This is a genomic window from Kitasatospora griseola (assembly GCF_014648555.1).
GTDB classification, from domain to species: domain Bacteria; phylum Actinomycetota; class Actinomycetes; order Streptomycetales; family Streptomycetaceae; genus Kitasatospora; species Kitasatospora griseola.
Map to the genome: position 1 here is coordinate 1 of NZ_BMRI01000068.1, position 12,352 is coordinate 12,352.

Annotated in this window: 9 protein-coding genes; 3 read left to right on the forward strand and 6 right to left on the reverse strand. The window is 70.2% G+C overall.

Going from position 1 to position 12,352, the window contains the following annotated elements:
* Positions 1–2,997: WD40 repeat domain-containing protein (locus IEZ12_RS36465; protein ID WP_189278591.1), on the reverse strand; the 2,997-nt coding region annotated here is incomplete at its 3' end.
* Between the two features lie 62 nt (positions 2,998–3,059).
* Complete coding sequence (locus tag IEZ12_RS36470; protein ID WP_189278593.1) at positions 3,060–3,602, reverse strand: hypothetical protein; 543 nt, start codon at positions 3,600–3,602, stop codon at positions 3,060–3,062.
* 102 nt (positions 3,603–3,704) lie between these two features.
* On the opposite strand from IEZ12_RS36470, the gene IEZ12_RS36475 reads away from it, so the two are divergent.
* Positions 3,705–3,887: a hypothetical protein gene (locus IEZ12_RS36475; protein WP_189278595.1), complete on the forward strand. Its 183-nt coding sequence runs from the start codon at positions 3,705–3,707 to the stop codon at positions 3,885–3,887.
* A gap of 414 nt (positions 3,888–4,301) precedes the next feature.
* On the opposite strand, the gene IEZ12_RS36480 is transcribed toward IEZ12_RS36475, so the two are convergent.
* The 3 genes from IEZ12_RS36480 to IEZ12_RS36490 all read right to left on the reverse strand — a co-directional run bounded on the left by IEZ12_RS36480 (position 4,302) and on the right by IEZ12_RS36490 (position 8,070).
* Complete coding sequence (locus IEZ12_RS36480; protein WP_308431128.1) at positions 4,302–5,120, reverse strand: DUF5655 domain-containing protein; 819 nt, start codon at positions 5,118–5,120, stop codon at positions 4,302–4,304.
* A gap of 537 nt (positions 5,121–5,657) precedes the next feature.
* Positions 5,658–6,893, reverse strand: coding sequence for an IS701 family transposase (locus tag IEZ12_RS36485; RefSeq protein ID WP_189278599.1), 1,236 nt, complete (start codon positions 6,891–6,893; stop codon positions 5,658–5,660).
* Between the two features lie 64 nt (positions 6,894–6,957).
* Positions 6,958–8,070 carry a hypothetical protein gene (locus IEZ12_RS36490; protein ID WP_189278601.1) on the reverse strand — a complete coding sequence of 371 codons (1,113 nt, stop codon included), beginning with the start codon at positions 8,068–8,070 and terminating at the stop codon, positions 6,958–6,960.
* A gap of 547 nt (positions 8,071–8,617) precedes the next feature.
* Between IEZ12_RS36490 and IEZ12_RS36495 the strand changes: the two genes are divergently transcribed.
* A complete protein-coding gene (locus tag IEZ12_RS36495) occupies positions 8,618–9,475 on the forward strand; it encodes a methyltransferase domain-containing protein (RefSeq protein ID WP_189278603.1) in 858 nt (285 codons plus the stop codon).
* A 577-nt stretch (positions 9,476–10,052) separates the two neighbouring features.
* Entirely contained in the window at positions 10,053–11,813 is a 1,761-nt protein-coding gene (gene argS / locus IEZ12_RS36500; protein WP_189278605.1) for an arginine--tRNA ligase, read from the forward strand.
* A gap of 2 nt (positions 11,814–11,815) precedes the next feature.
* On the opposite strand, the gene IEZ12_RS36505 is transcribed toward argS, so the two are convergent.
* On the reverse strand, positions 11,816–12,352 hold a 537-nt coding region (locus tag IEZ12_RS36505), incomplete at its 5' end, for a CRISPR-associated endonuclease Cas3'' (RefSeq protein ID WP_189278607.1).

Consider the following 12,352-nt stretch of genomic DNA (forward strand, 5'->3'; position numbering starts at 1 on the left):
GCCACCAGTGACGGCGTGCGGGCGGTCCCCCAGCAGCGTCACCGCCACCGCACGCACCCAGCCAGCGTGGCCGGTCAGCTCGCGGACCTGAGTGCCGGCGGTCACGTCCCACACCCGCACCGACCCGTCGTAGCCACCAGTGACGGCGTGCGGGCGGTCCCCCAGCAGCGTCACCGCCACCGCACGCACCCAGCCAGCGTGGCCGGTCAACTCGCGAACCTGAGTGCCGGCGGTCACGTCCCACACCCGCACCGACCCGTCGCCGCCACCAGTGACGGCGTGCGGGCGGTCCCCCAGCAGCGTCACCGCCACCGCCATCACCCCGCTGGTGTGGCCGGTCAACTCGCGAACCTGGGTGCCGGCGGTCACGTCCCACACCCGCACCGACCCGTCGTAGCCACCAGTGACGGCGCGCGGGCGGTCCCCCAGCAGCGTCACCGCCACCGCCATCACCCCGCTGGTGTGGCCGGTGAGGGTGCGGACCAGGGATGGTGAGACCTGGCTGCCCGTTGCCCATTGCACAGTCCAGTCGGCGTCGCCGGGCAGCTCGTCCTGGAGCGGTGTGTTGCGAAAACGTGCGGCGTCCAGTGCGAGGAGCTGGCGGCGTGCCGCAGGTGGCAGCGCGTGGTGGACGCCCCAGGAGGCGCGGTAGACGGCGGCATTGAGCCGGCCCCGGTCGGAGCGGGCGTAGGACAGAGCGTCGGCGAGGGTGTGAGGGTCGGCGTGCTGGAGGTAGCCGGCGTCGTAGAGGAGTTCGTCCAGGCGCCCGGCATCGACCGCGTGCTGGGCGGTGTGCCGCAGCAGATAGTCGGCAGCATGGTGCCACAGCATGCCGCCGGCCGGATCCCGGGGGACGCGGTCAAGGAGCCGCTCGAACAGGCGCTCTGCCTGACGGGGCCGGGGGTTCGTGGTCATCGTGGGGGCCTCGGCGGACGGCGGACTGGTGGGCTGGCGGAGCCAGTCGGCGAGGCCTTCGTGGAAGAGCCGGTAGAGGGTGGTGCCGTCGGTGTCGATGTCGCGGCGCAGGTAGAAGCGTGCCTCCCCGTCCAGGAGGGCGTACAGGTCCCGTAGGGACGGGGGAGGGTTGCCGTCGACGGTGAAGGCGGCGGCGGCGTGGACCAGGACGCTTTCGGGCATGCCCCGGCCCTGGGCGAAGGCGAGGGCCGTGAGCACCGGACGCAGGTGAATCCGGTCGGCGTGGCGCTGCAGGTCGAGTTCGAGGAGGTCGGGCAGGTTACGGGGCACGGCCCGGCCCAGCCGTGCGGCGTCCTCGGGTGTGGCGGCGGGTGGGATAGCCAGGAGGTGGTGGACGTAGAGTCCAGCGGTGAGGAACTCGCCCCACTCAAGGGCTTGGGTGTCGTGGCCCTCGCGGCCGGTCGGGGCGGGTGTGGTGAGGGTTTCGGCGATCGTTTCTGCCAGGGTGTCCCGGACGGGCCGCAGGGCACTGCGGGTGTAGGGGCCGTCGGCGGTCAGGAGCTGTTTGGCGTAGGCGGCCACATCCCGGCGGACCTCGTGCGGTGCGATGGCGCTCAGGTCCGTGCACGCTCCGGCGTTCCGCGCCAGGCCGAGGAGTTGGTCGAACCGGCTGTCCTCGCGGGTGGCCACCAGCAGCCGCAGTCGGCCGGACGCCGTCTGCGCGTGTTGGGCGAGCGGGAGCAGCAGGGCGGTGGTGATGTCCTGGGGTGTCAGGGCTTCGTCGAGGGCGTCGATGACGATGGTGACCGGGCGGCTGCCGGGGGGCAGCAGGTTCAGCAGGTGCTGTGCCGGGTTTCCGGCCGTGTCCTGGGTTTCTTCGTCAGGCGGGGTCGGGCTGTCGGAGGTGGCGATGTGGCGTAGTTGGCGGGTCAGGGAGGCGGTGATGTCGTCGAGGCTGAGGCGTCGTGCGTGGACGGCCGCGACCCGGTTGTTCTCGCCGGGTACGTGGTCGTCGAGTCCGGCCCACAGGGGGCGGGTGTGGCGGCGCAGTGCCGGGTGGGCGGCGCACAGGAGAATGCCAAGGAGCGCGGACTTTCCGGCGCCCGCTTTGCCGGTGACCACGCGCAGTCCTGGGGCGGCCGTGTCGTCGTCGAGCCATGCGGTGAGGGCGTCGAGTTGTGCGGTGCGGCCGGTGAAGTAGCCCTCGGTCCAGTCGCGGTCCACCGGTTCGCCGCCGCCGGCGCGGCGCATGAAGTGCAGGGGGTCCGAGGCCCAGTCGGCCAGGCGGGCGATTTCCGGAGGCAGGCTCGGTGCCGTTGTGGGGCTTTGGGGGGTGTAGGAGGGGTTGGGAAAGAACGGAAGATGGGACAGGTCGGCGTGGCCGGGGACGAGACTGGTCAGGATTGACTGCGGCAGCCCGTCGGACCGTTCGGCCAGTTCGCTGACGGTGCGGTCGATGTCCCGCCAGACCCTGCCGGGCGGGATGTACCGCAAGGAGGGATCGAAGCGGACCTCCAGGTCGCGGTACTTCTTCAGAACCCGTACCAGAGCCTGGCTCAGGCGGTAGCCGAACGCCTGCTTGTCCGGTCCGGTCGCGGCCAGCACCCAGGCCCGGCGCTTGTCCACGTCCATCCGCGAGTGCCAGGCGGTCACCGCGGCCTGCCCGGCGTAGCAGACGTCCAGGACGAACAGTGTCATCGGCCGGTGCCGCCGGGGGTGGTCTTCAATCAGGTCGATCCACCCGCCCACCGGCCGGCCAAGGCGATCCCCGTCGCTGCTCAGGATGTACAGCTTCTCGCTGCTGCCGTCGGCCAGCTCACCGTGCCCGACGATGTGCACGATCAGCACGTCGGCGTCCTCGGCCTCGACCGCAGCCTCGACCAGCTTCCCGTAGTCGGCCTGTCCCTCCGGTGCTGCGGTGGAGCGCCGCGTGTACCGGAACTCCTCCAGGATCTTTGCGACCCTCTCGGCGTGAACGGGGGCGTCCTCCAGGACGTCCAGGCCGAACCGCGGCGAGTCACCGTCCTCGGTACGCGTCAACGCGATCCCCAGCGACAGCACCACGTGCCGCGGTTCGCCCACGCCCCCCGCTTGCTCCACGCCCGACGCCACCACCCTCCGCCCCTGGCCCCTTGGCACCTCGATCAGCAGCAGGTCCGACGATAGAGACTCCATGCCCCAGCGGTGGCCAGATCATCGAGATCGGGAAACGGACTGTCCACTCGCATTTGCTGATCGCCATCATGGGCGTGCACATGCTGACGTGACAGACGTCCCACGAGCCGAACAAACACCCACAGCGGAGGGACCACTGCCACATCTCGGCTCCGCCGCATGGATCTCAACAGTTTCAGACCAGAGACAGTTACCTCACCTGGTACGCCCGCAGTCGGCGCAACAGCGCCCTCGCCCACCTCGCCGGCACCCACCACCTCACCCAGCCCGGCACCGACCGCACCCACGCCCAGGCGCTCCGGCACATCCACCTCGCTGCCCTCCGCTTCGACTTCCGGTGCCGCAGCATCCAACAGCTGCTCGAACAGGTCCCGGGGAGCGAGCGAATCCGCTGGGATCCGTACACCCGCGCCCTCGCCGCGTTCGCCCTCCTCGGAAGCTCCGTCCCCGGTGCCCTCGAAGCCCTGGACCGCAGCCTCGCCGAGGCCGGCGACAACCCCCAGGTCTGCCACGCCCTGCTCCACGGCCTTTGGCTCGGAGACGGACTACCAGACCAGGCCGAGCGGATCCTCAAGCTGGCCGCCTGGCCCACCTTCGACGACACCGACCCGATCATGCTCTTCCGCACCGCCACCGCCTGGCGGAGCCTCGGGCGCCGATCCGAAGCCCTCGACGCGATCGACAGCGCCATCGAAGCCCTCGACCCGGACCAGCCCGACGTCCACGCCGACATGGTCCGTGAACGCGCTCTGATCACCGCGCTGGCCCGAGAACCGCAGCACCACCGAGGACACTGACCCGGCTCGACTCCCGGCGGCGCCGGGAAGCGCCACCCCCTGACGCAGAGGACCAATACATCGAACGGCCGAACCCCCAGGACCATCAGCCCGCAGCCCCTCACCCGAGCCTTGCCGGAGGGGAGGAAGCCCGGACCTACCAGCGCGACCTGAGCCGCTGGGCCGCCCGCCGCGCCCACATCCAGCAGGCCATCAACTCGGCCTCCGCCCCGCGGGCAAGCGAACCGACCACCACCGCACCACCCCCGCCTTCTCGGCCTCGCCGACGGTAACCGCCACCCTGGCCAACCCGGCACCCCTGAAGGTCACGGTCCGCCCCGCGGACCCAGCCCTTGAACGAGCGGGCCGACCAACGGCGATGGGCCGCACCCCTTCGGGCGAATTCCAGGGGTGCGGCCCATCGCCGTTGACGAACTACGCGGCAGCCGCGTAGCTCGTGTGCAGCAGCTCCATCGACCGAGCGAGGTCCTCCACCGACCCGATCCGGACCTCCAGCTCGCCCGTCCCGAGGTGCCCGATTCTCCGGACGTCCCGGGTCCAGCCCGGGACCAGCTGGACCGTCGTCGGGTCGACCCGCAAGAAGACGACCAGAGCCTGAGCCTGCGCCAGCACCCGGACGCAGGCGAAGTTCCGCCGGCGGCGGTAGGCAACGTAGTGCTGCAGCGGCACCGCGTGGCCCTCGCCCAGGTCGAGCAGCCGGGCGTCGAGCTCCTCGTACAGCCCGCGGATCTCGCCGCTGGCCTGCGCGAGGACGTCGGTGACCGTCCGACGGCTGGCCGCGACCGGGCGGGCAAGCTCCGTCCGCCCGGTCGAGAGGGCGCCGCACCCGCCGGCGACCGACGCCGCCAGCTCCAGCGTCACCAGGTCGTCCCCATAGCGCCGGTAGACCACCATGTCGATCCGGTGGTGGGACATCCCGGCCGCCACTAGGTCGTACCGGGTGAAGTCCGCCGCGATGCACACCACTCGCGGGTTGCTCCAGTCCACCTGCTCGGCGACCTCGGCGCCGAGCCGCTGCTCGACGAGCGCCTCGAACTCGGCGCGGTTCTCCACCAGCCACGAGAGGTAGAACAGCCCCTGCGCGAGGACCGACTCGCTGCTCGTGCGCTTGTACTCGATCAGCACCGGGCTGCCGTCCTCGTCCAGACCGAGGCTGTCGATCCGGCCCCGGTGCACCGGACCGGTGGAGTACTCGCTCGCCAGGAAGCGGACGCCGCCCAGCATCTCCTCCATGTTCGCCTCAACGAGAGCCTGGAGATGACGCTCCAGCTCCACGGTGTCGCCCTCGACACGACGAACATCCCCATCAGAAACGCGGAACACCTGCAGACCCGCCACGTACCCCCCAGCACACCATCCCCGGACCACCCAGGGATGAGCCGGACAACATACATGCCGGAAGCAGGACAATCTAGTTCTTGTTGCGTTTATCGCACTTTGCGTCAGCAAGGAATAGAGGGGAACGCCGGTGGGCCGGTGTTCTCGACGTGGCTGCTCTACTGGGCAGTTGCGGCACCGGCAGCCCAGTAGCTGTCCCGATTCCGGTGAGAACCATGTTCTGAGCCATAGGGTTCGTCGCCACGCTCTGGATCACCGAGCCCACGCCGCCCGGCGCTCGGTCAGACGAGCGGTTCGCGGTGGGCGGCGGCCTAGTAGTGCTTTGTTAGGTCGGGGATGGTCTTGGCCTGGGTATCGGGTGGTGGCAGGTCGGGCATGTGCCGTTCCAGGTCGTCAGGAGCTGTTGGAGGGCTCTGACGGCCTGGTAGAGGGTCATGCCCGAACAAGCACTTTTGGGCGGCTCCGGGCCAGGGTCACGAAGAGGTGGGCGGCGGTGACGAGGGTGACGTGGCGGTGCCAGCCGGTCCAGGAGCGGCCTTCGAAGTGGTCCAGGCCCAGGACGGTCTTCAGCTCGCGGTAGTCGTGCTCGATCCGCCAGCGGATCTTGGCCAGGCGGACCAGTTCCCTGATCGGGGTGTCGGCGGGCAGGTTGGAGACCCAGTAGTGGGACGGCTCGGCCATGTGGGCGGGCCACTGGGCCAGCCGCCGGCATGCGGGCAGGGTGCCGTCTTCCTCAAGCCGCGGGCGGCGTCCGGCCAGACGGACCCGTAGAGCGACGAAGTCGCTGGTCAGGTGATCGCGTGAGCCCTGCCGCCAGGTGACCGTGCGGGCCGCCAGCCGGCCGGCGGCCCGCACGTGCTCCGCCAGCGGGAGGGGCCGGGTGCGGTAGCGGGGTTTGGGTTTGGGGCCGAGTCCGCCGTAGGCGGGCCGGTGGGTGACCGCGTCCAGCGGGTGCGCGGTTGCCGCGCTCTTGACCTGGACGATCCAGCGCAGGCCGCGCTCGTCCAAGGCGGCGCGGAAGTGGGCGTTGTCGCCGTAACCGGCATCGGCGACCACGACCGGCGGCGTGGTTCCCCAGGTGGCGAGTTCGTCGAGCATCTCCACCGCGAGGCGCCACTTCGGGCGGTGACCCTCGTCGGCGGGGATGCGGCAGCGTTCCCGCCGACGCCCGACACGGGCAGCGGCAGCCGGGTCCGCGGCGTGTTCCGGATCCCAGGCGGCGGGCAGGAACAGCCGCCAGTCGAGCGGACAGGAAGCCCGGTCGGTCACTGCGTGGACACTCACCCCGACCTGGCAGTTCCCGACCTTGCCGAGCGTCCCGGAGTACTGGCGGGCGACCCCGGGCGAGGCGCTGCCGTCCTTCGGGAACCCCGTGTCGTCGATCACCCAGGCCTGCGGCGCCAGCGCCTGCACGGCACGGCGGGCGAGGCCGGCGCGGACGTCGTCCAGGGACCAGGTCGAGGCGGTGATGAACTGCTGCAGGCGCTGGTGGTCGATGCCGAGGCGCTCGGCCATCGGCTGCATCGACTTGCGCCGCCCGTCCAGCAACAGGCCACGCAGGTAGCTCAAACCCTTGTCCTGCTGGTCCGAGCGCCGCAGCGGAGCGAACACCTCCGCCGCGAACTCCTCCAACTCATCACGCAACACTGCCAGTTCGTCTGGTTTCACACCGACAGCGAACCGCCGAACACCCGACCTGCCCAGACTCCGCGCAGCACATAACAAAGCACTACTAGCGGACGAGCTGGGCGAAGCGCTTGCGGCTGCGCCGCTGGTGCTGTTCGACCTGTTCGTCGGTCCAGACTTCCGCGCTGGTGTCGTCGTCCTCGTCGTTGAGGTCGTCGTACTCGGTGTGGAGGAGCCAGCACGCGTGGATGCCGGTGAGGAGGTCTTCGAGGAGGTCGCGGGCCGGGCGCTTCGGGTCGAGCGGAGTCAGGCGCAGTTCGACGTCGGCGAGGCCGGGTGCGTCGTCGCCGTAGTCGGCGAGGGTCTCCTCCAGGTCGTCGAGCTGTTCGCGCAGGGCGTCGGGGTCGGGCAGGAGTCCGTCGGTGATGCGCAGGGCGTGGCGCACAAGGTCGGTGACGGCTTCGTACGGAGTGGCGCCGGCGTCGATGAGGCCGAGGACGAGAGTGGGGGTCTCGTGGGGGAGGGCTTCGATGTTGTCGGCTTCCTGGACGACGTCGACGGCGTCGTGGCCGGAGGCGTCGGCAGTGACTTCGGCTGCGGCGGCGAGCCAGTGGGCCGCGGCGACGGCGGCCGCGGTGGGATCGACGGCGGAGAACAGCTCGGCCGGGCCGAAGGGGTCCTGTTCGAGGAACCGGTTGGCGGCGGCGACCTGGACGGGGGAGGCGTCCTCCCGGCTGAGGAGGACGGCCTGCTGGGCGCGGTCGGTGAGGTCGCCGAGTTCGGCGTTCTCCACGGCGGCGAGCTCGGTGGCGGCCTCGCCCAGGACGGCCTCCGTCAGCGCCGTGTCGGCGAGTTCGTGGAGGGAGCGGCCGGTCTGGTGGGCGGATTCGAGCAGGTGGCTGTAGGAGACGATCGTCGCGCCGCCGCTGGGCAGGTTCGGCTTGGCGATCGCGTCCGCGACCGCGCCGAAGTGCCCGCGTTCCTGTTCGCGGCGCCAGCCCTCGGTGTTGGGGTCCTGGGAGGCGGCGGCGCTGGCAGGGTGGGTGTAGGTGCGCCACGCGGCCTCGGACAGGTGGGTGAGGGCGCGGGCCAGGCGCAGTAGCGCGTCCGTGTCCGTGCCGGCCGGGAGGGCGGCGATACGGGTGGCGAGATCACCCTCGCCGGTTCCCCAGGTGGCGATCAGTTCGTGCCGTTCGGGGTCGATGCTGTAGCGGGTCATGAAGCCGCACCTCCGGTGATCTGCTCGGCGGCGTCGCCGGGCATCGAGCCATTCTGGCGCATCGTCAGAACGCTCTGGCTCGTGCAGCTGGCTGGCGTCGACGGCCGGGAGAGGGCAGCCCCCTCGTGGGCGGAGGCGGTTGAGCCCGGGTTGCGGGCTCCTCGGCGGATTCGGCTGAGACCAGCGGTGCGAGTGGATCGCGGAGACCATCGTGCTCGAGTGACCGCCGGATGGGAGGTTCCGACCTGCGCAATGGGCAGGTTCGGCCCGCGTATGCCGGGGCTCGTCGGCTACCAGCGGCGGCGTTCTCGGCCGACTCCAGGAGGCACTCGGGGCGGCATGTGGCTGCGGCTTCGACTATGGGCTGGGTGTTCTTCGCCTGGTGGGACGTGCTGCTGGAGTGGTCGGTGGCTCGAAGGGGCGAGCCATGAGGGTGTGGGTTCCCTTCTCGGGATGAGGCATCTCGAAGCATGTCATATGGTGCAAATCCGAACTCTTGGTGCCGCCATCTCGGGCTATGGCGCGAACAGGGGAGGAGGGCTGCGCCGTGTCCGACAGTGCCGAGCCGATCCACACGCGCCTTGCGGAGCTGGCCCGCCCGCAGGAACCTGACCAGGTTGTTGTCGATCTCGGCTGCGGTGAGGGACCGACGCTGCGGGCTGTCAGCCGGATAGCGCCGCAGGCTTCCCTCATCGGGATCGACCATTCGGCGGAGTCACTGCGCCAGGCTCAGGAGGCTCTGGCAGGCCACAAGGGGTCGACGGCGACGATCGTTGCGGATCTGCGCGATCCTCTCCCGTGTTCCGACGAGAGCGTGGACGTCGTCCAGTCGTACAACACCATCGAGTGCCTGCCGGACCCGCAGGCGATGCTGGCCGAGGTGGCACGAGTCCTCCGGCCTGGCGGGCGGGCGGTCATCGCGCACGTCGACTTCGACTCGATGGTTGTCGCGGGCGCGGACGCCGATCTCGACCGGCGGGTGTGCCATGCGTTCGCGGACGACGCGCAGAGCTGGATGGATCACGCGGACGGCAGGATCGGCCGCAAGCTCGGGTTGCTCTTGGCCTGCAGCCCGCTGGATCTCGTCGGCGTCGAGCCGTTGCTGGCGTGGTCGACCGAGTTCACGGGGCACGCACAGGATCGGGTTGGCCAGATCTGGAAGGCTCTGCTGTCAGCGGCAAGGCACGGTCGTGGCGCGGTCGCTCCTGAAGAGGTCGAGGCTTGGTACACCTCGGTGTGCGATGCGGACCGGCTGGGTGGCTTCTTCTTCTCCGAGCTGGCGTTCATCGCGGTGGGGGCGAAGGCCAGGGGTGGCCGCAGCGGGCATGGGGCCGGCTCGCACGACGGCCGACAGGCGGCCCCCGTGCGGGCCGGTTCGATGCCGGATCTCCCGACTGCTGCTTGACCGATGTCTATGGAGAAGTGGCGTTCGCGAGTGCGGTGGCGGCGAAGGTGTACAGGGCGTTCGCGGTGGTGTTGAGAGGGCCGTGGTGTCGAGCGCCAGCGCGGGCTGTTCGGGGTCGGACCAGGACAGCTCCGGCGCGTCCGGTGCCGGGTTGGTCCGGTAGGCGCGGACGGCGTCGCGGGCGTGGCGCACCGGTTCGGGGGCATGGACGTGGATGAGGTGGAGGCGTTCTCCGAGGAGGTCTGCGGCGAGCCGTCGTCCGCTTCGGTGGAGGTCATCAGGTGACGATGTCGACCTGATCCCGGCGGCGGCGTGCGCGAGGGCTCGGAGCGTGGCGAACGCTTGCTTTCCCGAAGTCGGAGGGGCTCGTGCTTGTTGCTGATGGTCACTCAGGATGGGCTGCGATCAACGGTCTTGAGTGTTCGGGCTGCGCCCCGTAGCGAAGGAAGTTGGGCCGTTGGGTGTGGGGGAATGGGATACTCGGCAGACGGCGCTGGCTGACTCGACGTTGCGGCGCTGTGCGACGCCCGCGGCCCGGCCGCGGATCCGCCCTCTCACAGAAGTGGTCCTTCGTTCTATGGCTACGGTCCTCTCCATCGCCGACGCGCTGCGCGAGCGCTTCGCACAGGCGATCTCCACAGCGTTCCCCGACGCCGCGGACAGCGACCCCCAGCTGCGACGAAGTGACCGCGCCGACTTCCAGGCCAACGGCATCATGAGCCTGGCCAAGCCGATGCGCGCGAACCCTCGCGAGGTGGCCGCGCGGGTGCTCGAGAACCTCGGTTCTGACCAGGTGATCGCGAACCTGGAGGTCTCCGGGCCCGGCTTCATCAACGTCACCGTCACCGACGCCGCCATCCTCGAGAGCCTGGCCGCCCGTGCTGCCGACGCCCGACTCGGTGTCGGCAGCGATGCCGAGGCCGGCGTCACGGTGATCGACTACAGCCAGCCGAACATTGCCAAGGAGATGCACGTCGGCCACCTGCGCTCGACGATTATCGGCGACGCGCTGGTGCGCACCCTGGAGTTCACCGGCGAGAAGGTGATTCGGCGCAACCACCTCGGTGACTGGGGCACCCAGTTCGGCATGCTCATCCAGTACCTCGTCGAACACCCCGCCGAGCTCGGCGACGACACCGAGCCGGAAGATGTCGGCCCGTCGATGTCCCGCCTCAACCGCCTGTACAAGGCGTCGCGTGCCAAGTTCGACAGCGACGCCGACTTCGCCGACCGCGCGCGCCGGCGCGTCGTCCAGCTCCAGGCCGGCGACGCCGAGACCGTCGCCTCCTGGCAGGGCATGGTCGACGAGTCGAAGATCTACTTCGAAGCCGTCTACGCCCGACTCGGCGTCCTCCTCGAAGACGCCGATGCCGTCGGCGAGAGCTACTACAACCCGATGCTCGCCGACGTGTGCGCCGACCTCGAAGCCTCCGGCGTCGCAGTCCGCTCCGACGGTGCTCTGTGCGTCTTCTTCGACGACATCAAGGGCCCCAACGGCGAACCCACCCCGCTCATCGTCCAGAAGAGCGACGGCGGCTACGGCTACGCCACCACCGACCTCGCCGCCATCCGCGACCGCGTCGGACTGCTCGGCGCCAACCAGGTCCTCTACGTCGTCGACAGCCGCCAGGCCCTCCACTTCCAGATGGTCTTCGAAACCGCCCGCCGCGCCGGCTGGCTCCCCGACAACATCCGCGCCCTGCACCTCGGCTTCGGCACCGTCCTCGGCAAGGACGGCAAGCCCTTCAAGACCCGCTCCGGCGAGACCGTCCGCCTCATGGACCTCCTCGACGAAGCCGTAGATCGGGCCCGCACGGTCGTCGCAGAGAAGAGCCCCCAACTCGCCACCGAGGAACTCGAAGACCGGGCCAAGCAGGTCGGCATCGGCGCGGTGAAGTACGCCGACCTTTCGACCTCCCGCACTCGCGACTACATCTTCGACGCCGACCGCATGGTCTCCCTCAACGGCGACACCGGCACCTACCTCCAGTACGCCTACGCCCGAATCCAGTCCATCCTGCGGAAGGCCCCCGACGGCGCCACCCCGACCGCCCACCAGAACCTGGCCCTGGAGCCGGCCGAACGCGCCCTCGGCCTCCTCCTCGACGAGTTCGGCACCACCACCGACCTTGTCGCCGAGACCTTCGAGCCCCACCGCCTCTGCGCCTACCTGCACAGCCTCGCAGCGGCATACACCGCGTTCTACGAGCAGTGCCCCGTCCTCAAGGCCCCCAGCCGGGAGGTCACGGAGACCCGGCTACTGCTGTGTCAGCTGACCGGCCAGACCCTTCGCCAGGGCATGGACCTCCTCGGCATCGGAACGCCCGAGAGGTTGTAGCTCTATAGGCGGCTGTCGGCCTGTACCTGCGCGGGCGTGTTGGCGAAGTGGGCGCTGGTGTTGAGGAAGTCGGCGTCGACCACGCAGCTGAACAGCATCCGCATCAGCACGTCACGGCTCAGCTCGCAGCCCAGGCCTGTCGCGCGGGCGAGCCAGGCCGGCAGGGGGATGCGTCCGGTCGGGGCGATCTTCGGGGCGACGGCCGCCGTGCGGGCGATGAACTGGAGTTCGGGGAGTCCACCGTGGTGCCGCTGCACGACGGCGCCGAACGGGACTCCCGCGTGCGAGGTGGCCAGCCACATGCCGGCCTCTTTGTGGGGGACGCCGACCTTGCTCTGCTTCTTCTCCGCCTCGTCCAGGCCGTGCTGCCAGGCGCACGAGCCCTTCCCGACGTCGTGGATCAGTGCCAGGTACTCGGCCAACTCGCCCGCGCCGAAGGCCGATCCGAACCGGCGCGCCAGTGAGGCGGATCCTCGGAGATGGTCCTCCAGGGTGTGGCGGGCACCTGGTAGGTTCCGGCTGTGGGCCCACAGTGGTGC